The sequence below is a fragment of the Ilyobacter polytropus DSM 2926 genome, from assembly GCF_000165505.1.
In the GTDB taxonomy this organism is placed as follows: domain Bacteria; phylum Fusobacteriota; class Fusobacteriia; order Fusobacteriales; family Fusobacteriaceae; genus Ilyobacter; species Ilyobacter polytropus.
In genome coordinates this window covers 115,760-140,121 of the sequence record NC_014633.1, presented here as the reverse complement: position 1 = coordinate 140,121, position 24,362 = coordinate 115,760, and the positions used below count along the sequence as shown (strand labels likewise).

At 34.0% G+C, this 24,362-nt stretch carries 30 protein-coding genes and 1 pseudogene; 23 read left to right on the top strand and 8 right to left on the bottom strand.

Translation table 11 applies throughout. The features are described 5' to 3' along the window. Positions 1 to 2 precede the first annotated feature (2 nt). The 5 genes from recT to ILYOP_RS10605 form a co-directional block, all read right to left on the bottom strand. The gene (recT, locus tag ILYOP_RS10615; RefSeq protein ID WP_013388512.1) at positions 3 to 869 is read right to left on the bottom strand and encodes a recombination protein RecT; all 867 of its coding nucleotides are present in this window, start codon (positions 867 to 869) and stop codon (positions 3 to 5) included. Between the two features lie 12 nt (positions 870 to 881). Then, positions 882 to 1,988: a YqaJ viral recombinase family nuclease gene (locus ILYOP_RS10610; RefSeq protein ID WP_013388511.1), complete on the bottom strand. Its 1,107-nt coding sequence runs from the start codon at positions 1,986 to 1,988 to the stop codon at positions 882 to 884. 83 nt (positions 1,989 to 2,071) lie between these two features. After that, entirely contained in the window at positions 2,072 to 2,245 is a 174-nt protein-coding gene (locus ILYOP_RS15865) for a hypothetical protein (protein ID WP_013388510.1), read from the bottom strand. 2 nt (positions 2,246 to 2,247) lie between these two features. Beyond that, complete coding sequence (locus tag ILYOP_RS16160; RefSeq protein ID WP_013388509.1) at positions 2,248 to 2,370, bottom strand: hypothetical protein; 123 nt, start codon at positions 2,368 to 2,370, stop codon at positions 2,248 to 2,250. After that, positions 2,367 to 2,564, bottom strand: a complete 198-nt coding sequence (locus ILYOP_RS10605) for a hypothetical protein (protein ID WP_013388508.1) — start codon at positions 2,562 to 2,564, stop codon at positions 2,367 to 2,369. The genes ILYOP_RS16160 and ILYOP_RS10605 overlap by 4 nt, the downstream gene beginning before the upstream one ends. Positions 2,565 to 2,761: 197 nt before the next feature. Here ILYOP_RS10605 and ILYOP_RS15280 point away from each other — a divergent pair, with 197 nt between their 5' ends. Genes ILYOP_RS15280 through ILYOP_RS10580 form a run of 5 tightly spaced genes read left to right on the top strand, consistent with a single transcriptional unit; the run spans position 2,762 to position 9,975 of the window. Then, complete coding sequence (locus tag ILYOP_RS15280) at positions 2,762 to 3,472, top strand: S24 family peptidase (RefSeq protein ID WP_013388507.1); 711 nt, start codon at positions 2,762 to 2,764, stop codon at positions 3,470 to 3,472. Beyond that, on the top strand, positions 3,420 to 5,570 hold the full coding sequence (locus ILYOP_RS10595) for a site-specific DNA-methyltransferase (protein WP_013388506.1): 2,151 nt from the start codon (positions 3,420 to 3,422) through the stop codon (positions 5,568 to 5,570). The genes ILYOP_RS15280 and ILYOP_RS10595 overlap by 53 nt, the downstream gene beginning before the upstream one ends. Then, positions 5,570 to 8,497, top strand: coding sequence for a type III restriction-modification system endonuclease (locus ILYOP_RS10590; protein WP_013388505.1), 2,928 nt, complete (start codon positions 5,570 to 5,572; stop codon positions 8,495 to 8,497). Before ILYOP_RS10595 ends, ILYOP_RS10590 begins: the two co-directional genes overlap by 1 nt. A 28-nt stretch (positions 8,498 to 8,525) precedes the next feature. Further along, positions 8,526 to 9,545 (top strand): DNA-binding protein, encoded by a 1,020-nt coding sequence (locus tag ILYOP_RS10585; protein WP_013388504.1) that lies wholly within the window; start codon positions 8,526 to 8,528, stop codon positions 9,543 to 9,545. Between the two features lies 1 nt (position 9,546). Further along, entirely contained in the window at positions 9,547 to 9,975 is a 429-nt protein-coding gene (locus ILYOP_RS10580) for a type II toxin-antitoxin system death-on-curing family toxin (protein WP_013388503.1), read from the top strand. Between the two features lie 34 nt (positions 9,976 to 10,009). Here the strand turns inward: ILYOP_RS10580 and ILYOP_RS10575 are convergent, their stop codons facing one another. Continuing rightward, complete coding sequence (locus ILYOP_RS10575; RefSeq protein ID WP_148223711.1) at positions 10,010 to 10,288, bottom strand: hypothetical protein; 279 nt, start codon at positions 10,286 to 10,288, stop codon at positions 10,010 to 10,012. A gap of 276 nt (positions 10,289 to 10,564) precedes the next feature. Here ILYOP_RS10575 and ILYOP_RS10570 point away from each other — a divergent pair, with 276 nt between their 5' ends. The 3 genes from ILYOP_RS10570 (at position 10,565) to ILYOP_RS10560 (ending at position 11,537) form a co-directional block, all read left to right on the top strand. Continuing rightward, positions 10,565 to 10,948: a hypothetical protein gene (locus ILYOP_RS10570; RefSeq protein WP_013388501.1), complete on the top strand. Its 384-nt coding sequence runs from the start codon at positions 10,565 to 10,567 to the stop codon at positions 10,946 to 10,948. A gap of 150 nt (positions 10,949 to 11,098) precedes the next feature. Next, positions 11,099 to 11,299, top strand: coding sequence for a helix-turn-helix domain-containing protein (locus ILYOP_RS10565; RefSeq protein WP_013388500.1), 201 nt, complete (start codon positions 11,099 to 11,101; stop codon positions 11,297 to 11,299). A gap of 43 nt (positions 11,300 to 11,342) precedes the next feature. After that, complete coding sequence (locus ILYOP_RS10560) at positions 11,343 to 11,537, top strand: hypothetical protein (RefSeq protein ID WP_013388499.1); 195 nt, start codon at positions 11,343 to 11,345, stop codon at positions 11,535 to 11,537. Here ILYOP_RS10560 and ILYOP_RS10555 read toward each other — a convergent pair. Further along, positions 11,529 to 11,906 (bottom strand): hypothetical protein, encoded by a 378-nt coding sequence (locus ILYOP_RS10555; RefSeq protein WP_013388498.1) that lies wholly within the window; start codon positions 11,904 to 11,906, stop codon positions 11,529 to 11,531. The two genes, ILYOP_RS10560 and ILYOP_RS10555, sit on opposite strands and share 9 nt — an antisense overlap. 408 nt (positions 11,907 to 12,314) lie before the next feature. Here ILYOP_RS10555 and ILYOP_RS10550 point away from each other — a divergent pair, with 408 nt between their 5' ends. The 13 genes and pseudogenes from ILYOP_RS10550 to ILYOP_RS10495 all read left to right on the top strand — a co-directional run bounded on the left by ILYOP_RS10550 (position 12,315) and on the right by ILYOP_RS10495 (position 22,359). Next, positions 12,315 to 13,139: a replication initiator protein A gene (locus ILYOP_RS10550; protein WP_013388497.1), complete on the top strand. Its 825-nt coding sequence runs from the start codon at positions 12,315 to 12,317 to the stop codon at positions 13,137 to 13,139. After that, positions 13,133 to 14,385 (top strand): annotated as a pseudogene (locus ILYOP_RS16275) (replicative DNA helicase). Before ILYOP_RS10550 ends, ILYOP_RS16275 begins: the two are co-directional and overlap by 7 nt. A gap of 75 nt (positions 14,386 to 14,460) precedes the next feature. Continuing rightward, the gene (locus tag ILYOP_RS10540; RefSeq protein ID WP_041921277.1) at positions 14,461 to 14,646 is read left to right on the top strand and encodes a hypothetical protein; all 186 of its coding nucleotides are present in this window, start codon (positions 14,461 to 14,463) and stop codon (positions 14,644 to 14,646) included. Next, positions 14,646 to 15,203 carry a helix-turn-helix domain-containing protein gene (locus ILYOP_RS10535; RefSeq protein WP_013388496.1) on the top strand — a complete coding sequence of 186 codons (558 nt, stop codon included), beginning with the start codon at positions 14,646 to 14,648 and terminating at the stop codon, positions 15,201 to 15,203. Before ILYOP_RS10540 ends, ILYOP_RS10535 begins: the two co-directional genes overlap by 1 nt. Next, complete coding sequence (locus ILYOP_RS10530; RefSeq protein WP_013388495.1) at positions 15,184 to 15,579, top strand: hypothetical protein; 396 nt, start codon at positions 15,184 to 15,186, stop codon at positions 15,577 to 15,579. Before ILYOP_RS10535 ends, ILYOP_RS10530 begins: the two co-directional genes overlap by 20 nt. After that, positions 15,569 to 15,793, top strand: a complete 225-nt coding sequence (locus ILYOP_RS10525) for a DUF3310 domain-containing protein (protein WP_013388494.1) — start codon at positions 15,569 to 15,571, stop codon at positions 15,791 to 15,793. The genes ILYOP_RS10530 and ILYOP_RS10525 overlap by 11 nt, the downstream gene beginning before the upstream one ends. Beyond that, entirely contained in the window at positions 15,780 to 16,160 is a 381-nt protein-coding gene (locus ILYOP_RS10520) for a RusA family crossover junction endodeoxyribonuclease (protein ID WP_013388493.1), read from the top strand. The genes ILYOP_RS10525 and ILYOP_RS10520 overlap by 14 nt, the downstream gene beginning before the upstream one ends. Before the next feature lie 26 nt (positions 16,161 to 16,186). After that, positions 16,187 to 16,495 carry a hypothetical protein gene (locus tag ILYOP_RS10515; RefSeq protein WP_013388492.1) on the top strand — a complete coding sequence of 103 codons (309 nt, stop codon included), beginning with the start codon at positions 16,187 to 16,189 and terminating at the stop codon, positions 16,493 to 16,495. Positions 16,496 to 16,564: 69 nt separating this feature from the next. Further along, positions 16,565 to 17,005, top strand: coding sequence for a terminase small subunit (locus ILYOP_RS10510; protein ID WP_013388491.1), 441 nt, complete (start codon positions 16,565 to 16,567; stop codon positions 17,003 to 17,005). Then, positions 16,989 to 18,263: a PBSX family phage terminase large subunit gene (locus ILYOP_RS10505; RefSeq protein WP_041921276.1), complete on the top strand. Its 1,275-nt coding sequence runs from the start codon at positions 16,989 to 16,991 to the stop codon at positions 18,261 to 18,263. Before ILYOP_RS10510 ends, ILYOP_RS10505 begins: the two co-directional genes overlap by 17 nt. A gap of 126 nt (positions 18,264 to 18,389) precedes the next feature. Further along, a complete protein-coding gene (locus ILYOP_RS10500) occupies positions 18,390 to 21,314 on the top strand; it encodes a phage head morphogenesis protein (protein WP_013388489.1) in 2,925 nt (974 codons plus the stop codon). Further along, a complete protein-coding gene (locus tag ILYOP_RS15860) occupies positions 21,315 to 21,476 on the top strand; it encodes a hypothetical protein (protein ID WP_013388488.1) in 162 nt (53 codons plus the stop codon). A gap of 454 nt (positions 21,477 to 21,930) precedes the next feature. Then, entirely contained in the window at positions 21,931 to 22,359 is a 429-nt protein-coding gene (locus tag ILYOP_RS10495; RefSeq protein ID WP_013388487.1) for a hypothetical protein, read from the top strand. Positions 22,360 to 22,361: 2 nt separating this feature from the next. On the opposite strand, the gene ILYOP_RS10490 is transcribed toward ILYOP_RS10495, so the two are convergent. Next, positions 22,362 to 22,607: a hypothetical protein gene (locus ILYOP_RS10490; RefSeq protein WP_013388486.1), complete on the bottom strand. Its 246-nt coding sequence runs from the start codon at positions 22,605 to 22,607 to the stop codon at positions 22,362 to 22,364. A gap of 228 nt (positions 22,608 to 22,835) precedes the next feature. Between ILYOP_RS10490 and ILYOP_RS15265 the strand changes: the two genes are divergently transcribed. Further along, positions 22,836 to 23,324 carry a hypothetical protein gene (locus ILYOP_RS15265; protein WP_013388485.1) on the top strand — a complete coding sequence of 163 codons (489 nt, stop codon included), beginning with the start codon at positions 22,836 to 22,838 and terminating at the stop codon, positions 23,322 to 23,324. A gap of 164 nt (positions 23,325 to 23,488) precedes the next feature. Further along, on the top strand, positions 23,489 to 24,358 hold the full coding sequence (locus ILYOP_RS10480; protein WP_013388484.1) for a hypothetical protein: 870 nt from the start codon (positions 23,489 to 23,491) through the stop codon (positions 24,356 to 24,358). Positions 24,359 to 24,362: the final 4 nt, after the last annotated feature.

Genomic DNA, 24,362 nt, shown 5'->3' with positions numbered 1-24,362 from the left:
ATCTATTTAAAAACGTCACTTATGACGTTGTCAGCTGAATTATCCTCAGATTCCATTATCTCTCCGGTATCTTCATCATAATCTAAAGTTGGAGCTACTACTTCCTCAGTAACGTCCTTAAGGTTTTCTTCACTGGCTTTATATACGCCCTCGTCTTTAGAAGCCATTTCAAGATACTCAACCGAAACAGGCAGCCACTTCATAAGTTGCTTAACTACTGTTTTATGTGCCATAGCTTCAAAATGTTGTTTCCATACATTACTTTGGTAATTTCCTTTCCTATGCTTTTTTTCGTGCTCTACTACATCATCATAGGACATGAAATGAAATTGTTTTGAACCGTCTTTTAGCTCCGCAACGGAATAAAATCCGATCATATTTCCTCTGTTTTTAAAAACTGGTTTATGATTAAGAGTACAGTCTAATCCATAACCTATTTCAAACTCGTCATTTTCATATACTGTGTGAACTCTTATATTTGAAAGTTGTTTTGATCTCCTTAGAAGCTCCAACATACCTTTATACCCAATTTGAAATTGGCATTCCATTTGCCCTTTAACAGAGAATGGAATTAAGTAAGCTTGCCCTAATACTCCACCGGGTTCTAATCCAAGTTGAGAAGATGTCATAAGAGCACCCAATAGACTTTCTCTGCTACATTCTGCCAATTTTGGATTCTGTCTGATGCATGTAAGAGCTATTCTTACAAACCTTTCTGTATCAACATGTTTTGGTAATGCCATAGCAAACTGGCTTTTCATCTTATCGCTTGAGATAAGGTCATATATGCTGTTACTTTTCTTTTTAGTTACAGATCTGTTAGTTGCTGCCTTTTGTATAATGTCATTTTTAGCTATCTTTTCTGCCATTTATGATTCCTCCTAAGATAATTTTATATATTGTCTTTTCGTTTTTTCTACAAGATATTGCTCATATAAATCTGGATTTTCAAATTTGAACTTTTTACTGTCAAATCCTTTGTAAGGACCTCCTTGAATACTAAACTTACGTCTCCCCCAAAGTCCTCGTTTAGATCCCCGCTCTATTGCTTCTTTAAACACTTCCTGTTTAATTTTCTCAATTTTTTTATCGAGTTCTTTTCTTTGTTCAATAAGTTCCTCGTAGGTTTCAACTTTATCTGCAGCTGCTTCAACTTCGATTTTTTCTCCCTTATCTTCAGCATAATCTGCTAAAAATTGAAGGTGCTCTGTATAGGAGGAGCTCCCATCTGGCTCCGGGACTATATTATGGATAACGTGGTCCTCCCAAAAGATCCTCCCTTCTGTTCTAAGATAATTAATTGTTTCCTCACATCTTTCTATTTTAAATTGTCTGTAATGTTGTCCACCTATTAGACAACAGATATAAGCATATTTCAGGCCTGTTATCCCAAGGTACCAAAGGACCTGGCAGAGATAATTACGAGGACAGCTGTCACCTTCCCACTTATCTTTGTTATAGAGAGTAGTTGTTTTAACTTCTAGTATTCCCACCTCTCCTTTTTCATTTATTAGATATCTGTCTACATTGGCTATTTCCCATGGGTTTGCTTTTACTGTTACTGGCAGATCTACAACGGTATATCCTTTGTTTTTTTTCTTAAAAATATCAGCTATCACAGGTTCTAGGACATGCCCCATCTGGACAGCTTCAGATTCTCTAATTTTCTTTTGTTTCTCCTCATATTGCTGTTTCAATACTGCATTATTTCTAGCTGTCTTTGAAATAAATACATCTATTTTTGACGAATATTCATTAAGTCCGATTACTGCAGCAATATCACTTCCACCTAGTCCACCTTCTCTAATTTCAAGCCATTCTTCTCTATTTCCAGGCCTTAATATTTGTTTCTCTTCAAGTGCTTTTTCTACTATTGCCTCAGGGCTCTTTTCAAGCTCCTTATAAGCTTTCAGCAGTTCAGGTTTATTCATTTTCCAAAGTCCTTTAACCTTACCCCTGAGGGCATTTTGTAACTCTTTAACAGTCATTAGGTGACCTCCCTTTTTTAGTTTTTGATAAGTACCCTCTAACCCGTAGAGGGACCTAAAAAAACTAAAAATTTCCATAATATTTAATCTTCCTCTTCTTCTGCTGCTTCAATAGACCAGCTATCTCCATAAGCTTGGTTAATATCCAACTCTTGGCCACATTCACACCTCCAAAGTTCTTCATAGGGCTCTGTCCATCCGTCTCCCCAGTTTCCAACCTTATCCATCCAGTTCCCACAAAGATTACATATAGCCACTTTTATCGCCTCCTCAGTGTCTCTTCTATTTCTTCTTTCTTGATAGCTTCAACCACAGTAATATCACCATACTTGGCTACCAACTTATCCAATACCTCTGACTTACCACTTATCCCTTTTCTCATCTTCCTTTCACCTCTCCGCTATGAACCTCTTGTAAAAGTAGCCTGATAAACACTTCCGAATATTGTTTATTATTTTTAACTATCAATTGTATTTCATGAGCCTCAAGATCATGTTTTCTAATATCCATAAATGTAAGTTTAAATGGTCTTATGAGTTCACGAGCGATCTGTACTTTTGTTAATTTTTCATTCATAAGCTCCCCCTTAATAAAAAAAACCTTAACTTTTCTACTTATTTGTAGAGCTAAAATTTAAAAAAAACTTGCCTTCAATTCATCCCATAACTAATTCTACTGTTTTGTAGAAAAAATGTCAAACAATATTTTACATTTTTGTATAAAATATAGATTGTTTAAGGTAAAGTAAAAGAAAAGAATGGAGTGGTTAATGAATGAAAACTGAATTTTCTAAATATTTAAGCAATTTTATGGCAGATAAAGGCTATAAATTAGAATATATTTCTCAAGCAACGGGAGCCTCAGTGTCTGCAATAGGTCACTACAAAACTGGAGAAAGGATTCCAAAAGATGATTTTATAGAAAAATTTATATCTGCTTTTATTTCAGATAATAAAGAATCTGAGAAAGTTAGGTATTTAATTTCAAGAGATAGAACCCCAAGACCTATAATAGAAAAAATAGAAGACTTAGAAAGAAAACTTGAAGACAGTAAGAATATAAAAAACCAATCCAACATCTCCATTTCCAAATTAAAATCAGGATCAACAGAAATGATTCAAGTTCCTGTGTATAACTCAGTATCAGCTGGCTCTGGATTAGAGCCAAGTCCAGAGCCAGTAGATGTTTTATTGCTACCCAAATCCGTGGCGGAGGGATGCGTCATAATAAATGTCTGGGGAGATTCTATGGAACCGACTATAAAAGACGGATATGCCGTAATGGTCAAAAGAGAAATCGAGGTTGCCAACAACGACATAGGCATCTTTATCCATGAAGGAGAGGCCTTAGTGAAACGGTACAGGTGCTTTGACGGCAAGTGTTATCTTTATTCAGATAATCAGAACTACCCTCCAAGGGAGATTCGTAAGAATGATGAGTTCAAGGTCTGTGGGAAGGTTATTTGGATTATGGAGAAAGCGTAGAAGGCACAGAAGGGTTGTTAAGACTTACTTTGAGCAGAGGGGAGAGGGCATAGGCTATAATGGAAATGGAATTATAACAGATCGACTAAAGGAGCAGAAAGTGGAAAATAATAAATTGAAAATAGATATATTAAAAAAAGAATTTCCAGAGTGTTTCGACAGAGATGGAAATTTTAATTTAGAAAAATTCCAGTGGATTATAAGCCCTGAAACAAAAGTCTTTAAAGACTCTTACGGGCTTAACTGGCTGGGTAAATCATATGCCAGAGCATTGGCTCAAGGGGAAGCCAGAAAGATGCTCAGGGAGGATGTGGAGCATAACAGTAAAGAGGAAAACAGAGACAGTGAAAACCTTTATATAAAAGGGGACAACTTAGAGGTATTGAAACACCTTGATAGCGGCTACAGAGAAAAGATAAAAATGATCTACATAGACCCGCCTTACAACACAAAGAGTGGGGAGTTTGTTTATAATGATAATAGGGATTTTAGCGCAAAGGAACTTAATAAACTTGTAAGATCTAACATCATAGATGAAGAGGAAAAGGAAAGAATACTGAAGTGGGAAGGGAACTCCTCTTCACATTCAGCATGGCTTACATTTATGTTTCCTAGATTGTATTTGGCTAGAAAACTTCTCACAGAGGATGGAGTTATTTTTATATCCATAGATGATAACGAATTGGCACAACTGAAACTTATGTGTGACGAGATATTTGGCGAGGAAAATTTTATTGCTAATATTGCTGTTGTAAATAATTTAAAGGGAAGAAGTGATGATGAATATATTGCAACTGCTCATGAAAATCTTCTAATATACAGAAAATCAACATCTTACTCTACTTATGGAATCCCTATGCCAGAAGATTACATTAAAGAATATGATTTAGAAGATTGTAATGGAAAGTATAGATTACAAGGTTTGAGAAAAAGAGGAAGTAATTCAAAGAGAGAAGATAGACCTAAAATGTTCTATCCTATTTACTATAATCAAGAGACTAAAAAAATTTATTTAGATGAAAATGAAGGGTCTATAAAAATTTACCCTAAACTATCAGATGGATCTGATGGTTGTTGGAGATGGGGAAAAGCTACGGCAGTGGAAAGAATCGACGAATTAGAAGCGAAATATATAAATAAAAGGAATGAATTTGATATCTATCAAAAAGATTATTTGATTCAAAATGGAGAGCAGAGAATAGTAAAGGCTAAATCGTTTTGGCTAGACAAATCTTTTTCTAGTGATGCTGGAACAAAAAGTGTAAGGGAATTATTCGGAACTAAAGTTTTCTCTTCACCAAAAGCTGTAGATTTTATAAGCTACTGCCTAAGTCAAGGAATTAAAGATGAGGATATTATTCTTGATTTTTTCTCAGGTTCTGCCACTACATCCCACGCAGTAAATAAGCTTAATTTGGAAGACGGCGGGAACAGAAAATGGATAATGGTCCAGCTTGAGGAGGAACTTTCTCAAAAAAGCGAGGCATATAAGTTTTGTGAAAAAGAAAAACTTCCTAAAAACATCACTTCAATAGGTATCGAAAGAATCAAGAGAGCCAATAAGCAGATGTTGGATGAGGAAGAGACTAAAAATCAAGAAGATTTTGATAGGATAGAACTGGAGAAAAAGCTTGGTTTCAAGATCTTTGGAATAGATAATAAGATAAAAGAGTTGGATGAAATGATTGAATTTACAGATGAAATAACATTACCTGAACATATTTCCTTAACAAATAATGACAGGTTAGATCTTGTTCACACGTATAAATTACAGGATGGAAACTTCCTGAATACAGAAATTGAGACAGTCAAACTTTCCTGGGAAAAAACTGTTGTGGGTGGAGATGGTTCGGGAACATATATCTATGAGGGGTATAGAGTTGGTGAGATTTTATATCTAATTGACTCTATAAGTTCTAGTAAGGTTCAGAGTAAAATAATTGAAAAGATAGACAACGATCCTGAATTTGAGATAAATAAAATAGTGATCTATGGGTTTACTAATACAATAGGAAAATATAGAGTTGAACTAGAAGAAAATATTAAGAACTACAACAACAAAAAGGGAGCCAATATTGAAGTTGAGGTGAGGTATTAATGAGTAAACACCTTAATTTTGAAAATAATCTGAAACATCAAAATGATGCCATAGAATCTATCGTGGATGTCTTTAGAGATGCAGGGATATATGAGACTACTCCGCATAGTAACTATAATTTGGCAAAGGACAGAGATGTCATAGATTCAAATATTGAGAGGATAAGAGGAGAAAAGAAGCTTAGCACTCTCAAAAAAGAGTATAAGGAGGGAGATCCTCTGATCTTGGATATTCATATGGAAACAGGAACTGGGAAAACCTATACCTATACTAAAACTATTTTTGAACTGAACAGAGAATATGGATTAAACAAGTTTATTGTTGTTGTCCCCACCCTATCAATAAAAGCCGGGACAGTTAATTTTTTAAAGAGTGATGCTTGCAGACTTCACTTTAACAGTATTTATAAAAAAGATATCAACTGTCTAGTTGTAGATAGTGGCAATAAAAAGACCACGGCTAAAAGACCTTTCCCTCCAAAGGTAAAGGAGTACATAGAAGGTTCAAAGATGGATAAAAACAGTATTTATGTACTGGTAATTAACCAGGGGATGATAAATAGCCCTACAATTCAAGAAGAGAAATATGATGTTACATTATTTGACAGATTTTCCTGCTGCTTGGACGGTATATCATCAACTAAGCCTGTGATCATAATAGATGAACCTCATAAATTTAAAAGTGATAAAAAAACATGGAAAAATCTAATGAATTTTAATCCACAGTTTCTTATTAGGTACGGAGCGACCTTTGATAAAAAATATTATGATCTGGTTTACTCTCTCGATGCTATAAAAGCCTTTAACAACGATCTTGTTAAGGGAATAGTTGTAAATATCGAGGAAAACAAAGACGGAAAAAATGAATCTATAGTTTTAAATGATAACGACGGAAAAGAAGCCAAGTTTATTTATATTAATGAACTGGGTAAAAAGCAGACTTTTACTCTTAGTAAAAAAGATGACTTTTCAGTTGTCCATTCTGAAATGAAGGGTCTCACTATTGAAGCTATTAATAAAACTAGAGCTCTTTTGTCTAACGGGATAGAGATGAAGAAAAAAGATAAACTTAACCCTTATTCTTACAGCGAAATATTACAGGAAAAGATGATAAGAGAGGCTATAGAGAAACACTTTGATATAGAAGAAGAAAATATGACTAAGGTAAATTCTCCTAGGATAAAAACAATGTCTCTTTTCTTTATTGACTCCATCGAATCCTATAGAAATCAGGAAGACAGCAGTAAGGAACATATAAGAATATTTTTTGAACAGGAACTGGAAAGGGTTATAAAATCAAGAATAGAAAGAACAAATAATCTTGAATATAAAAAATATCTAGAAGATAGCTTAAAAGATATAAGAAACTGTCATGGAGGATACTTTTCTAAAGATAACAGTGGTAGTGATGAAAAAATAGAGAAAGAGGTCAACGAGATACTCCATGATAAGGAATCCCTATTAGATTTGGATAACCCAAGGAGGTTTATATTTTCTAAATGGACCTTAAGAGAAGGCTGGGACAATCCCAATATCTTTGTTATATGTAAACTACGTGGAAGCGGAAGTGAGACAAATAAACTCCAAGAAGTAGGAAGAGGATTAAGAATCCCGGTAAATGAGTATATGAATAGGGTTACCGATAAAGAACATTATCTCCATTACTTTGTAGATTTTGAAGAGAAAGATTTTGTAGAAAATCTTCAAAAAGAGATAAACAGCGGGTCTCTTTTTGACGAGCAACCAAAGGTTTTGACTGATGAACTTCTTAAAGAGATATCCAAAACATACAATAAAGAAGATGATGATGTTTTTGATGAACTTAAAACCTTGAAGATAATTGACAGAAAACAAAATTTCTTAGATCAGGGATTTGAGAGAATAAAAGAGATCTATCCTTTAGTTTTTGAACAGCTTAAGAAAAATAAAGTTAGAAGCAGTAAAGATGGAGATAAAAAAGTAACTTTGAGGCAGGAAAAATACTTAGAATTTAAAAAACTGTGGGAAGAGCTAAATAAAAAGGTACTTATAAAATATGACTTTAAGAGCAACCAAGAACAGCAAGAGTTGTTGAACAATATGATTTTAGAATTTTGGGGGAATGGCCTTTTTGAAAACAGCGGTTTCAAGTTGAAAGTACATAAGATGGAAAAAGGAGATAAAATAGATTTTATCGAGGAAAAAAGTGTGTCATATAAAATTCAAAACATGTCTCACTTAACCTATAAAGAGTTTTTATTAGAGCTGGAAAAAATAATGAAGGTTCCACTCGTCATGATTCATAATATGTTCTTATATCTCAAAGAGAATAGTTCAATTAAAATTAAAGATGGAATATCAAAAAATAATTTCAATTTGAACAACTACCTAAACAGAACTACAATTAGGGAAATTCAAAAATATTATAGAGATTACCTAATTGAAAATTCTTTGAAAAATATGTTCATATCATATGATGAGGTCAGTACAAATATTCACCCAACTACCTTAACCGATGAAATCGGAAAAGCTAAACAAAGTATCTGTTCATCAGAAGTAGGAGTTAATAACAGCATAGAAAAAGTTGACAGCAACTACCTGTTCAATGAACTCTATTTTGACTCTGAGATTGAAAAAGAAAATATTATAGAACATATCTCAGAAGTGGTAGTTTTTTCTAAAATACCTAAAAATAGTATTAAAATTCCAGTAGTTGCAGGAGGAACCTACTCTCCAGACTTTGCTTATGTGGTGAGATATAAAGATGGTAAAGAAACTTTAAATCTTGTAGTCGAATCTAAAGGCAAAGACGAGATAGGTTTATCAACTGAAGAAAAAATGAAAATCAAATGTGTTGAGAAGCTTTTTGCTGGAAATTTAAATATTAAGTTTAAGCCACAATTTAAAAGGGACGAGATGAGCAAAATAATTAGAAATATTACACAATAGTATAAAATAGGATTTAGAGGTGATTCTTTTGGGTAAAGATTTAACTGTTTCTGAAATAGACAGACAGAATATATTAAATAATCCAGTTGCTTTAAAAGAAATTGAAAAGGCTATTGGGGTGCAGGGGTTTATTTTTGAAAATGAAATAAAGTTTACAAAAAAACAATTAGCTGAATTTTATGAGATTGACGAAAGAACTGTTGAAAGATATATTGAAAAAAATTCAGATGAAATAGGAAAAAATGGTTATGTTGTTTTACGTGGGAAACGCTTAAAAACATTAAAAGAATTAGTAAAAGAGCATAGTGGTACCGACATAGATGTCGGCACCAAAACTACCGTATTAGGTATCTTTAATTTCAGAGCATTTTTAAACATAGGTATGCTTCTTACTGAAAGTGAAAAAGCTTCAGAACTAAGAAGTGCGATACTAGATATTGTGATAGATGTTATTAATCAGAAAACAGGCGGTAGCACAAAGTATATAAATCAAAGAGATGAAGATTTCATAATAAGTTATTTTCAGCAAGAAAATTACAGAAAAGAATTTACAGATGCGTTGAAAAATTGCGTAGATATGGGAAATTTTAAATATGCTATATACACAGATAAAATATATGTATCAATCTTCAATGAAAAAGCTAAAGAATACCGTCAAATTTTAAGGTTAAATAGTTCTGAAAATATAAGAGATACTATGTATAGTGAGATATTAGATATAATTTCAAGTTACGAGTATGGTTTTGCTGATATTTTAAACAAAAAAAGTATTGAATTAGGAAGAAAGCTTAAAAGTCACGAAGTGGATGTATTATTTCACCAATTTGAAAATATGGTCTTATTTAAACCACTAAGAGAAAAAGCTAGATTAAAAATGGCTAGTAGAGATCTAGCTTTCAGAGATGCACTTCATAAAAATCTAAAAGAATATATATCTGTCTTGCCACCAGCTGAATTTGAAAGATTTTTGGGTGAAAAAAGTAAGGAACTTTCGGAAAGGCTTGAAGATTATAAAGATGAATTTAAACGTTTAAAGGAAAGGGAATAATATGTATAACTATTTCCCAGTAGATATTGTAAAAAAACTTCATAAAAAAACAGTACAGATCAGTGGCGGTGGGGATACTGGTATAAGAGATTTGGGAATATTAGAGGGTGCTTTAGCCCATATTCAAAATGATCTTTATTATCCAACATTCGAAAAAAAACTTACACATTTATTTTTTTGTGCAAATAAATTTCATACCTTTAATGATGGAAATAAAAGAATAGCAATTGTTTTAGGTGCACAATTCTTACTTTTAAACGGTTATCTTTATATGCTTGACAGATTTATCAGAGATATGGAAAATATAAGTTATCATGTCGCCTCAGGAAAAATAGATAAAGAATTATTAGAAGAAATAATAACATCTATGATAAATGAGGTGGATTTTTCAGAAGAACTTAAATTAAAGATTTTTAATGCTATTTCATAACCAAAAGCCCCTATACGGGGCTCTTTTTTTATTACTAATCTACTTTCTTTCCTTCATGATTATAAGATCCGACTATACTGACTCCTGTTGATGAAAGAGCTTTACTAAATTCACCCATAGAACCAGCCGAAACAACCACAGCACTGTTCCCGTCTCCAGATATCAAAAATGCATATTCATTAAGAACCATTCCACCATAAGCATTTTTACCTCTGAATTTAACTCGTTGAGCCCACCCTCCGTTGCTGAGTTTTAGTATATAGCTGCATTCTACATATTTGATGCTTTTCGGATCGTTTGCATTATCCTTCAAATAATTTTTTACTGCATATGTAACACTATCCCATGGAGATGCTTGTGGGACAGCTAAAACAGTGATACTAATACATAGTAATAACGTTAAAATTAATTTTTTCATAATTTTCTCTCCTTTGAATTATTTTTTAATATATATTTTAATGTAAGTTTTCCATATAAAATATGAAATTTCAAGAAAAAATAATGTCTCCATATTTTTATCTCTTTATTTGAATTTGCATCATCCTCGGGGTATACTTATTCATATCAATCTAGGGGGAGGGAATATACTATGTTATTTTTAATTTGGTTGGCTTTTTCTTTCTTTGTGGCAAAACTTGCCACAGACAGGGGAAGAGGTTTCGGTGCTTGGCTATTGCTGTCTATCCTGCTTTCGCCATTGCTGATGATTATCGTTCTTTTCTGCAAAGAAGATCTGGTGAAAGAGGAGATAAAACAAAAGCAAACCAAGGCCGAAGCCGAAGAAAGAAAAAAGAAATTCTTGGAGAAAATCAGGCTGGAAGAATTGGAAATAGCTCAGGAAAAGGAAAAAGAAGAGGAAGCACTCAAACCTCTTAAAGAAAGAAAAAGATATAAGTATCTAAATTACAAAAAAGAATCTGGGACTCTTACACAAGAGGAATTCATAGAGCTAGAACAAATTATGAGTCAATAAAAATTTCTTAAGCCCCTATAGAGGGGCTTTTTTATTTTTGTAAGAAAAGAAACTTTTATTTTAAAAAACAAAAAGTAAAAATTAATTTGACGTATTATCTACAATAATGTAGAATAAGTAACATGAGGTGATTTTGTGAAGGAGGCAAATGTGTTAGAAATTTTAAACAATTCCTTGAAAGAAAAAAATATAAAAAAAAATGAATTAAGTAATAAAATAGGATGTACCCGACAAAATTTACACTACCATCTTAAAAATTTAAAAGACGGACGTCTTACTTTTAATCTGGAGCAAATAAAAATAATAAAAGATGTCACTAATATAGATTTGTTATATTTTTTTACAAACTAGTTCTACAAATTGGTAGAAAACAAAATTCCAAGGAGGTGAGAGAGTGAGGAATTTTCAAAAGAGAAAAAAGAGAGTACTGAGAAGATATATTAAAAAACGCGTGGAGAAAGCTAAAGAAGATATTAATAAAAATTTTATCAAGAAGAATGTCACTATAAAAGTGGAAATGCCAAGAAAAATAAATAAAAACGATGTTAAAAATAGGTTGCTGTCTTCTATTAAAAAAAACTTATCCTAGATTCAAATTACCAATTGTGATGCCTAAAACACTATCAATAAACAATAAATACGAAGGGGTATTTATTATTTTTCCATTAGCTAGTGATATAGTTACATCTTTTAGTGGGATAACTTTAGTAAAATCAATTTTTTCTATATCTTTTTCTTGATTATCGGCAGCTTGATTGAAACTTTTGAGACCGAAACTTAAATTTAACTTTGATATATCTTCGGCATCAAACGATACTTTGTCATGTTCATTTTCAGATATTAAATTACCGCTCACAAATCCTAGTGGGGTAGTAAATATTAAATAATTAGTTTCCATTCCAGGGACACTTTGAAATGATTTCATTGCAAGTATGGTGTTAAATTTTTGTTTGTGCAAAATTACCTCCTTTGGTAGTAAGACAGCAACCACTTAAAATTTACCTTTTTTGATGCATATATACAAGAAGCCTATTTCAGGGCTTCCTCAGTGCAGTCAAGGGGCTCCCCCGAAGGGTACTCTATCCATGCCTTTCGCTTCTCTTGACTGTATCGAAGAGGCTCTTTGGAAGAGTCTTTACTGCATGTGCAGGATCCTTCTTGAATTAAAATCGGTTGTCCGTTGCTGGTTCGGACATAAATATAGCCAGCATATTTACGTTTTTGGTCAAAAATTTAATGAAATTGTATTTTTTTTGAAGTGTCTCCAGGGTCAGCCACCGACTCTGCCCTGTGGGGCCTTTCAATAAAAATACAAAAATAAAGAGGGTCGGTGGCACGGCTCTAACAGGAGAGTGATTTTTTAATTATGGCAAAACGACTTACTGCAAAAGATATGGAAAAGAAAGAATTTTATCAGATGCCTAAATGGATCTATGAGATTAAAGGTCTTAAAAGCCTTCATAGAGAAATTTATATGCTTGCCTTAAATAATTACAACCTTTCTAGAAATAACGGTTGGATAAACGGAAAAGGCGAGGTTTATTTTAAACTAAGTTATGCTGCACTGGTAGATTTTACAGGAGCCAGGAGAGAGACCATCAATAAAGCTATTGGGCTTCTAGTTGAGATAGGGCTTCTTGAAGCTGAAAAGAAAAATGGAACTGCTACAAAATACTTTATAACTGAACCTGAAATTGATGAAATAAAAGAAAAGACTCAATCAAAAACCAGTACTAAAAATAGTACCAGTACGGAAAATAGTACCGGTACTAAAAATAGTACTGCTACCAGTACGGAAAACCGTACCGATGACCAGTACGAAAAACCGTACCCGAATAAGAATAATACAAATAGACTAAATAAGATTAATATATCTATGCAAAAATCAGATTTTGAAAATTATTGTGAACTAGTGTCAAAAGCAACCGATACACCTCTGATGAGAGTTCAAATGTGTATTAATCCAAGTGATCTAAAAAACCACTCTACAAAAGAGCTGGTAAAAGCTATTAGTGAATCTAAATATTTACAAGGTCTAAGTAATAAAAAGCCGCCAATAAAAACTTTTACCGGCAATAAACAACTGGATAAAATAATTGGTGGGTTTTACAAAGACAGTGATCCAGTAGAGAATGCCATTCCAACAGTACCAGATTACTATTCTAGCCTGAAAGAGGTGGAATCATGGTAAGCCTTAGGAAAAATTATGAGCTCAGAATATTGGCCACGACTCTTTTGAGTGATACGGCTGCACAGGAAGTAGCGGAACTAAGCAACAAACTTTTTACCGGGAAAGAACGTGAATTTCATAAAAAGATATCTGAGATTGTTAAGTCCGGAAATAAAGTTGAGCCTGGTATGCTAGATCAATTCGATATGGAATATCTACAGCGGCTCACTGAGGTAGAATTCAACAGTTCAAATGTTACAGCGTATATAGACGAGCTGAAAGACACTATCAAGCGAGAATTTATCACGAAAGAGATTACCGTAATCTTGTCAGATGAACATTCCACAGCAGATATGATGCTTGAAAAAATAACTGGGAAATTGGAACAGGCAAAAGGGAGAGAGAACCCACACTATACGGAAAAACTCTCGGAAACCATGAATGGTATTTTTGACGAGATCGACAACTGTGACTTAAAGAGCGACCACCTGAAAACAGGTTATGATAATCTCGACAAAAGAATTTCCTTCGAGCAGGGAGATCTTGTGATAATAGCTGCAAGACCTGCCATGGGGAAAACTGCTTACGCCTTGAATCTCACGTCAAAGTTATGTTTCCAAAAGCACAGAGGAGCTTTTTTCTCACTCGAAATGGATAAAAAACAACTTATGAAACGATGATATCAATTCTTGGTGGTGTGGAGTTAGAAAAAATAATGACTTCTTATGGCATGAAAAAGCTCACCGATGAGGACATGGGTAGAATCGGAACCGCTAGAGAAATAGCCGGGAAACTAGACCTTGAAATTGTTGATATGCCAGGAGCCACAATAGGGAAAATAAGAGCAGAAGCTAAGAGACTCAACCAGATAAAGCCTTTAAATTTCATAATTGTGGATTATATGCAGCTTATAAGAGGCTCAGGAGAAAACAGGACACAGGAGATAACCAATATATCACTTGGTCTGAAAGATCTTGCTAGGGAGCTGAGAATCCCCGTAGTAGCTCTTTCTCAGTTATCCAGAGCGGTAGAGCAGAGAGCAGACAGAAGACCTATGATGAGTGATTTGAGGGAGTCGGGACAGATAGAGCAAGATGCCTCAGTCATTCAAATGCTTTACAGAGACGATTATTACAACGAAAATAGTGAGTTTAAGGGCGTTGTAGAAGTCTTAACAGTGAAAAATAGGAACGGAACAACAGGGACTGATATGTTTATGTTTAAAGGCGAAATACAAAGATTTAACGAATGCATAAGGGGGTTATAACCATGACTAAATCAGAGATAAAGCTATATGCGTACTGGCTCTACATGAAAAATACTAAAGGGAAAACGCTTAAGTGTGATTGAAAAAGAGATCCTGGAAAAAACTGTGGCCTTCCTGGAAGAACTGGGAAAGAAAGCCAGCAACATGATGCCTGGTGATCAGAGAAAATATCTGGCCAGGTATAGCATAGGCAGCATGGACAGTCTGAGGAGGTTTTGGAAATTCAAGAGAAAACAACTCGATGACATAAAGGGGGAGTAATGCGGAAAGTTTGGACCAAAGAGGAAGAGCAGTTCATAATCGACAACAAGGGCAAAATGACTGCAAATGAAATTGCGGAAAAACTAGGTGTCGCAGTGGCACAAGTAAGAAATAAAATAGCCCGTTTAAAGCCTAAAAATAAAATAAGTGGAGATGGTGTGATGAACTTAAATAAGCAAAATATGCTCCAAGATGCATTAGAAGTGATTTCGGAGAGGGAGAAAGAGATAGCTGAAAAAGATAATATTATTTCGGATCTCAAATCCCAAATAGAATATGCGGATAACGTCAACAAGTATCTGGATAATGAGCTTAAAAAGAGTGTGCCTCATAAACTGAAAACACCTCATCCATGCATTGAAAAACTTAATGACAAGCTAAAAAAATTTGAGGTAATGAATACAGATATGGCAGTTGACCTTGAAATAGCACATGAAAATATAGATGCGTACAGAGTTGAAAATAAGGCTTTGAAAGAAAAGCTTGAAATATATAACCAGACGATGGGAATACTAAATAATCTCACAGGGAGGGCATATGATATCAAAGGATTATAAAATCAAGAACAGTAGCATATACAACCACTTCGGTGGTTCTGCACAACTAGAACAGACCAAATGTGAGGGATTGGAGTTGCTTCTGTCCCTTCAGAGGTTTCTTATGGATCCTTCCCAGAAAAGGCTCAACGAGGTCAAAGATGAAATAGCAGACAGGATTATTACTGCTGAACAAATGATTGTTAATTCAGCTGGAGCTATCAAGAGAGACTTCGAGATTCACTGTATCCACTTCAAGAATGCATTAGAGGGGCACAACCTCCACCACCTCTTTCAAAACGTCTTAGAGGAGCACAGGGGCGATATTAGGCGTATCATTGAGCAGAAGATAGACCGGACTTTATCCAGGATGGAGAGTGGACACTATGACAGATAATATCAACCACCCTAAGCATTATACTTTTGGGGAGATTGAGGTCATAGATGCCATAGAGGACTGGAGACTTCCCTACCACCTAGGAAATGTAGTCAAATACGTAGCACGAGCAGAACACAAAGAAAACAAAATCCAAGACTTAAAAAAAGCCAGATGGTATTTGGACAGGTATATAGCTAAAATTGAAACCGAGGCGAACCATGGACAAGACTAAAATATTTATACCAGGGAATGTACCAAGCTCTAAAAACTCGAAACAGTGGACTGGGAAATTCCTAGTAATGTCTGACACCTGCAAAAGATATATTAAGACCTCTGAAATGGAATATAAAATCAAAAGGAACAAGTTTATGGAATTACTCCAAGGTAAAGAGAAGCCCTACAGGATAGGATTTTATTTTATCAGGGATTCCAGGAGAAAATTTGATTATATCAACGCAGCTCAATTACCTCTGGATCTTATGCAGAAGTATGGATGGCTGGAAGATGACGATTGTCATAATGTGATACCAGTGTTCTTGGGGTATGAGGTCGATAAGGCCAAAACTGGAATGGTAATCAATATATTAGACAATTGCTAGGTATAAAGCAAAAGGAGATAAGATAAATGTCAAAAACTGCTTATTTGGAAGTTTATAGTGAGAAGATGGATTTGAATGTAGATAACGATAATATATTTTCAGAGGGTGATGAGCATATACAGCAAGCTTTTTTAGAGGATCTAAGAACATCTATCGCCACTGAAGTAGAGATTGAGGTTTGGAGGAGGAAAAATAAACTGGGTTTTACCCATGAAAGAATAGCAAATGACCTTGGAATAAGTGTAAAAACTTCTGAAAATACAATCAATAGACTTAATGTTAAACTAGGCTATCACCTCAGAAGATTAAAAATAAGAGGTAGTAATTTTTTTTAACCCCTATGAATCCTTGGGGGTTATTTTTTATTATATGAGAGTTTTAAAATTTGTATTGGAGGTGGCATTGTGAAACTTACATTGAAACAGAGGGCATTTGCTGATTTCTATATAGAACTGGCCAATGCCACTGAGGCAGCAAAAAGGGCAGGTTATTCAGAAAAGACTTGCTATTCAATTGGAAATGAAAACTTGAAAAAACCTGAAGTAAAGGCCTACATAGATGAGAGGCTTGAACAAATTGAAAGTAAACGAATTGCTAATGCTTCTGAGGTTTTAAAATATCTTACATCGGTAATGAGGGGAGAGTCTGTAGCGGAGATCGTAGTTGTAGAAGGTGAAGGGGACGGATGTTCTTCTGCAAGAAGATTATTGAAAGCACCAGATGAGAAGGAACGACTAAAAGCTGCAGAGCTCTTGGGGAAGAGGTACAGCATATTCACAGATAAGCTTAATGTTGAAGGATCTATACCAGTAATAATTCATGGAGAGAATGCCCTTGAAGAGTAAGAAAATATATCTGCCAGACATCATTGGAAAAGGATATAAAGACTACTGGAATTTTAAAGGCCGTTACAAAGTATGTAAAGGATCCCGTGCATCTAAAAAATCAAAGACCACAGCACTTTACTATATTTACAAAATGATGGAGCATCCTCAGTCAAACCTCTTAGTTGTAAGAAAAGTATTCAGAACTTTAAAAGATAGCTGCTACTCAGATCTCAAGTGGGCAATTAACAGGCTGGGAGTAAGTGAGTTTTGGGAAACAAAAGAATCTCCGATAGAAATTACATATAAACCTACTGGACAAAAGATTCTTTTCAGAGGACTTGATGACCCACTCAAAATCACATCCATAACAGTAGAGACAGGCATGCTCTGTTGGATGTGGCTAGAGGAATGCTACGAGATAACCAATGAAGATAGTTTTAATATGCTGGATGAATCTATAAGGGGGCAGTCTCCAGGAAACCTCTTTAAACAGATCACCCTCACGATGAATCCTTGGAATGAAAAGCACTGGGTTAAGAAAAGGTTCTTTGATGCAGAAAATGACCCGGACATATTGGCTAAGACTACCAACTACAAGTGCAATGAGTTTTTGGATAAGGCAGATCTGAAAGTTTTTGAGAATATGAAAAAGAATAACCCCAGACGTTATCAGGTGGCTGGACTTGGAGAATGGGGTATTGTAGATGGCCTTGTCTATGAGAACTGGGAAGAAAAAGAATTTGATACAGATGATATATCTGCAAGAAAAAGCGTTAAATCTATTTTTGGTCTAGATTTTGGTTATACAAATGATCCTACGGCATTGTTTTGTGGCTTAATAGATTTAGAAAAAAAAGAGATCTTTGTATTTGATGAGATTTACAAAAAAGCCCTAAGAAATAAAATGATATACGAGGAGATCTCTAAAAGAGGTTACTCTAAAGAAAAAATAACGGCTGACTCAGCAGAACCAAAATCTATAGATGAACTAAGAGATCTGGGACTCAGGAGAATAATCGGTGCAGCTAAAGGGAAAGACTCCATTAACAACGGAATCCAGTTTATCCAGGGGTTTAAAATCTATATTCATCCAAGATGTGTTAATTTCATAACTGAGATAAGCAACTACACCTGGGATAAAGATAAGTTTGGGAATACAGTCAATAAACCAATTGATGAATTCAACCATCTCATGGATGCTTTCAGGTACAGCATAGAAGAATACATATCAAAAGCTAGAAAAGGAACTCTTAACAGTGCCCCAATATGGGTTTAAAAGTTGACATTCAAAGGGTTTAAATCAAGGTTTCTCAAAGAATGTAGAAAAATAGGGAAGTACAGATGAACCCTTTAGTCAACTTTTGGGTATAACTAATAATTCGGATTTAGAGAGGAGGATTTAATGCTAAATTTTTTTAAAAAGAAGAAACCTGCAGAATTTTCAAAAGAACCTGTTAAAAATAGAAATCTTATTCGAGAAATTGCCATTTCAAATTTGAGTATCGGAAGTATATATCCAGAAACAAAATCTATTGAACCGGAACTCATAGAAAAAATGTTGCACAACATAACTGTTTCAACACCTGTACTGTCCCTCGTGAGAGGTGTATGTTCTAGAATCATAGAACTTAGGAGCAAGAACGGACCTCAAGATAATGACCTTATACAAGAGATCAACGGAAAATTTGGAAAAATAGAAAATTGGCAGGGATACTTGAAAGAGCTGTCTTTAACTCCTTATTATGGATTCACAGTATTTGAAAAAATCTATAATGATGACTTCACTCTAAAAAAGCTTGTTAAGATCCCTAGATCTAAAGTCAAATATGAGAGATCCACAGGAGTCTGGTATCTTAGAGGTGAAACGGAGATAGAAATGACACCGGATAAATTTCAAATAGCTATCTGGGAAGGCAATCTTGAATACCCTCAAGGGAAATCACTCTTTTCATACGGATTGGCACAGGCCTTTGAAGATTATAATGACCTTGAGGCAAAAGTAAGAGGGATCCAAGCTAAATATGGCGAGATTATCCCAGTATTTGGATTTGATGAAATGGAGGCCGAAACAGAAGAGGGAAGAAAACAGGTAAAAGCAAGGGCTGAGTCTGTTAAAGCTATGACCAGTGGAAATGTTATGGCAATTCCTTTAGGAGGCAACTTCTCTCTTAAAGATTCATTCTTTTTTATATCTCTTTCAGATCTCAAAATAGAAATGCACAAGATCCTTTTGGAGAGGCTTGAGAAGAAAATAGAGAAGTTTATAAAAGGTTCTGTATTCTCAGAGGGAGAAACGGGATCTTATAGCCGGGACTCTGTACAGCAGATAGAAAAAGAAAAGATTGAGGATGATATAGCTGTCTTTATTACAGGAGAATTAAAAGAGATTCTAAAATATGACGGGCTTATCCTTAATTATGATACAGAGGGCCTATATTGGGTAGCGGAACTAGATGAAGGGGAAACTGTAAAAGAGGAACTTGAAAAGAAAAAAGCTGATACAATAGCTATAAAAATAGAAACACTCAATAGGACAAAGGATCTTGGTTATAAAATCTCTAAAGCAAAAGCCGCTGAGATCATAGGGGTGGACGAAGGTGACTTGGAAGAGGTGTCAGCGGGTATAGGGTCTGAGTTCTCCGAGTCTAAAAAAAAAATAGATTTTTACCTTGAAAAGACAAAGGCAAATATTGAAACTCTGGATGAATTTATTGAGGAAAAAAGAGAGGATTTTACAAAGGAAATATTTGAGCAGGCCTTGAGGCAATTAAAAAAAATAAAGTCTATAAAGGATCTAAAAAAAGGGTTCAGTTATGACCTATCAGATTTTCAGAATAAGCTTATTATAGGGGCACTTATAGGGGCTATGGATGAAAAAGAGATGGATATGGCAGAATTTTCAGAAGAGGTAAATCCTTTTAAGCTTCCTTATGATGAGGCCATATCTGCTATATTGGAAAGAGTCCCTGCAATGTATACTACAATAGAGCCGATAACAGAGGAGATTAGGGCAAGATTTACCTGGATAAAGAAGAGCATTGAACTTGAAACTACCAAGAGGCTCATAGGGAACCTACAGAACTCCCTGAAATCTGGTAAGACTTTTAAGGAATGGATTAAAAACTCAGATGAAATACTTAAGAATACAGGGTTTGGGGAGAATGGCTGGTACTTAAATTTAGTATGGAGAAATAATCTCCACTCTGCTTATAACACCGGGGCCTATATCCAGCAAGAGGAGAACAGAGAGAATAAACCCTATGGACTGTATGATGCTATAGAGGATGGTAGAGAGTCTAGCATATGCAAGTCTCTTGATGGTAAAGTATATCCTCTGGATCACGAATTTTGGTTTACATTTATGCCACCAAACCATCATAACTGCAGGTCCAAGCGTATCTCACTTTCAAAAGAGGACGTGAAAGAGTATGGATTGAAGACATCTGGATCCATACCTAAGAGCATAGAGGACTTAAAGGGTAAGATGGGAGATTTTGCAGGGAATCCTGCCAAGGGGATTAAAAAAGCTGTTAAGCAAAAGGAAAATGATATAGATAAGATCCTGGGAATTTTAGAGGAAAATATAGGGGGGGACCTAACATTATATAAGAGCACACAGGAAGCTTTTAAAAGTGTAAAATATACTGGTATCGATGCTGACTTTTCAAAAGAGATAGATAAGAAACTTCTTAAAGTTGTGAATGATTATCCTATAGATAGTGTTCTTACTATGAATGTTAAGGGGTTAAAAAGGAATGGAGAGTTTGGAAGTTATGGAATGGGTCTAAAAAGCTCCAATAAAAATAAAAGCCTACTCGAACTTGCTAATGATCTAACTTTTTCTAATGTTCATATGAAAAATTATGATACTGCAAAGAAAATGCATGTTTTAGAATCAACTAAAAGAGGTAGTAAAAATATGGCTGCTCTGGCTACTGTAGAACATGAATATGGACATGCTATAGATACGGCTTATGCTCTGAAAACTGATTCTGATTTGAAAGAAAGGTTTTTTAAATGGGTAGGGAAAGAGTATACTACCAGAGAAGACATTTCAGAAATTAACGCTGTTAATAATGAGCTCTTCAGCTCTAAAAATAGGCTTTCTGTGAAAATAAAAAATAAACTTATGGAGGATTATGGACTTGATAAGTTTGAAATCAACATAAAGATTAAAGAGGAGTATGGAACCTATGCCGCAAGTGATACAAGTGAGTTTTTAGCAGAGGCTTTTTCTGCAAGTAGATATATTCCAGTAGAAAAACAAACAGATTTTATGAAAAAATTTAATACTTATTTTGATAAATTTTTTAAAGAGGTGTTTTAAATGGAAAAAATTGATAAAATAATGACTCAAACAGAGTACATGGAGCTATTAAATGAATTTAGAATGCTTGAAATGGAAGAAGAAATAACTGGGAAAGATAATAGCGTAAGAATGAATGAGATAAAAGAATTGCTTGAAATTGATGAGGAAGAGGATGATTGACTTTTAAAGGATGACGTATGCTTTTAACAAAAGCATTTCTGTAAAAAGTATTAAAATGAGTAATTGTAGGAATTATTGGAAATAAATATAAGATGTTAAATATTTAAATAAAATAAATTAATTTGTATAGTTTTTTTGATGAAATTAAAAACAAATAACTTGTGAATAAAAAAAATAGAAAGAAAGACTAGATTAAAAATTATGAGAATATATATTTTTATAATTAAAGGAAAAACGTCTATTATTAAGTATGGAGTTTTAAATAGACTCTCTCAAGAATATGTCTATATTTTTGGCTATCTTTTATAGATAACCTTCCTCTAACTTTCCCACCCTAGAAAGCCAGGCTCAGGTCTGGCTTTCTAGCATAAGTACATAAGTAATACTTTAGAAAATAAAATTCACTTGCATTTTTATTTTTACTCTTTTAGTCTGGTTTAGTAGTATTTTTTATATGAATTTAAATGATTGTAAAAACCTTGAAGGTGATATTATGCACATTAATCAAATAAAAAGAATAACAGAGGACTATGTGAGTAGCCTAAACTCTTTGGATCTTCCCAAAATTATTTCTTTAGTTCACCAAGATATAGGTATTTACAGCATGAAAAATGGTGATATTGTAAAATTGGCTTTTGGGATCGAGGAGTTTAAAAGTATTTTTAATTTTTTTAATATAGAATATCAGTTTATTTATTGGAAAATTATCAATCATAATATAAAAGATGAATTTACTGAGGTAATTGTGAGGCAAAAAATATTTTTTCTGGAAGATATTCCGGATGGTCCTAAAGCCTGGGATATGAATGAACAAATTTCAAAAATGGTTTTTAAATTTAAAAATGAAAAAATTAAAAATATTTCTATTTTATATAGTGATTAATATTATTTAGAGAAAAATTCTATTCTAGATTTTAATTTGTTTATATATAATTTTAATTCCTCCAGTTCCATTGCAACATAGTGATCATCTTTATGCAAAGGAAGATAATCAGAAAATAGACTGTTATAATAATCGTATGTGGGTACTAAAATTTCTCTAGATAAACTTGCATTCTCTGCATCTTTTTGTGCTCTTATTTTTAAATTACTTATAAACTTAAAAAATTCAATATTTGTATTTTGTTTCATATGCATCACCTCAATTAGGATTTGAATATTTCATTTGTTGATGGGAGCAACCATATATTCAACTTATATGGTTGCTCTTTGGGAAATTTGGACTGGAAAAGTATGAAGTAAATTATATATTACACAAGACATGTCATTTTTCCTTTTTTTTATAAATTTTTTTTGATTGATAGAGTATTTTATAAAAGCGTATCTTTATTAAACTATTCAAACTCAGAGGAGGAGATCATGAAAAAAGGGATATTAGTTTTAACTACAATTTTGGCTTTATCATCAGTGGCTTATGCAGATAGTAATGATAAAAACTATGAAGTTAGAGGGTATCACAACGGGCGTATGATGGGGCCAGGATATGGAGGATATATGATGGGCGGGTACATGATGGGGTCAGGATATGGAGGACATATGATGGGTCCGGGTTACGATGACTATATGATGGGATCCGGATATCACAGAGGAATGTATGGAGATGACAGATATATGCCACAGCGAAGACTTACTCCTGAAGAAGAAAAGACTTATTTTGAAATGAGGGAGAAAAGCTTTGAAATCCATAAAAAATATTCAATAGAAATCAGAAGAAAACAACTGGAATTAGAATCTGAATTAATGAAAGAAAAACCAAATTGGGAAAAAATTGAGAAATTAAATGGAGAGATAGCAATTTTAGAATCTAAAGTTAAAACAGAAATGATGAAAGTAAATTATGATAAATAATATTTTCAAATCAAATATATAAGTATTTTAAAAGAATGATGGTTGTTCAGATTAATTTTTGAGCAATCATCTTTTTTTGTTTTATGCAATTATTTAAAAAAAATTCTCTAACCCCCACATATCCTTGGGGGTTCTTTTTCATATAGTGAGATTAATTTCGGGAGGTGATTAAAATTTTAAAGAAAATATTCAAGGCTGGAAACTATGGAACGAAAGGAAACTATTCTATAGAAACTCTTAATAAGTGGGTGGAAGCTGGAAAAGAATTTTCAGTAATACCAGGTCACATCCAAGACTGGATAAAATCTGGGTATGCAAAGACCGCCATACCTATAGGAGGGAGAGTCAAATGCTCCTCTGTAGATGATGATGGGTTTCTGTATGGAGAAATCAAATACAACGAGTTTGGAAAAAAAGTCACAGAGGGCGGAGCCTATGAAAACTTTTCTATCGGTATCAGTCCTGCAGGTGATCCTGATCATCTGGCTTTACTTGGCTATGCCCCGCCGCACATCAAGGAACTGGATAAGGCTTTTTCTGAGTTCTCTGAAGAAGTTGGAGAGGTGGAATATATAGAGTTTACAGAAGAGGAGGTAAAAACCGAGATGGAAGTTGCAGAGATGATAGAAAAATTACAGTCTGAAGGATATACAGTAGAAAAAACAGAACCTAAACCTAATAAAACGGAAGAAGAGATAAAAGCAGAAGTAAAAGCTGAATTTGCAAGAGAGATGGAGAGGGATAATCTTAAGGCTAAAGTTATGGCTATGGTTCCACCTTCCATTAAAGGAATAATGGAGTTTGCTGTAGATCAAGCCTTTGTAAGGGAAAATTATGGAAACATAATTGAATTTTCAGAGAATGAAAAAACGCCTATGAAGGATCATATTATGAAGATGGCAGAAGAGGGAGGGCCTTTCAAGCACTTGTTTAAAGAGTTTAGTAAAGAGTTGGGATCTGATTCCGGTCCGAAGAAAAGCAAGACGGCAGATGAGATAATAGAAAATGCACAAAAATTAATGATGGAGGTATAAAAAG